1 protein-coding gene is annotated in these 383 nt (G+C 61.4%); it reads left to right on the plus strand.

All coding sequences use genetic code 11. From position 1 onward, the window contains the following. A partial coding sequence (locus BQ17_RS18935; RefSeq protein WP_141699376.1) for a type II toxin-antitoxin system VapC family toxin occupies window positions 1-213 on the plus strand: 213 nt, incomplete at its 5' end. Window positions 214-383: the final 170 nt, after the last annotated feature.

The raw sequence follows: 383 nt of genomic DNA on the forward strand, positions 1-383 counted from the left end.
CCCCCGCGCACCTTCATCGACAACCGCATCCGCAACAATGCGCTTACGCCCTTTCCGATCACGCTGGCCCATGCGGTACGCGTCGCCGAGTTGCCCTTTCACCATCGCGACCCCTTCGATCGTCTGCTGGTCGCCCAAGCGTTGGAGGAAGGCCTGCCGCTACTGAGCGCTGACGACGCCCTGTCCGCTTACGGTATCCGCCAGCTTTGGTAGATTTCCACCGAACGGATATCGCCGACTCCTTAGAAAGGCTCCGATCCCATGAACGATACCCCAGCCAGTGCCGATCGCCTTGACATCGTCCTTCGGTACCACCAGCGGACGAAGCATCACATCGGCCATTACGCGCGCGCGCTGGGATTCATGGATTGGGCCAATCAGCC

The sequence above is a fragment of the Candidatus Thiosymbion oneisti genome, from assembly GCF_900092655.1.
Classification (GTDB): Bacteria; Pseudomonadota; Gammaproteobacteria; order Chromatiales; family Chromatiaceae; genus Thiosymbion; species Thiosymbion oneisti.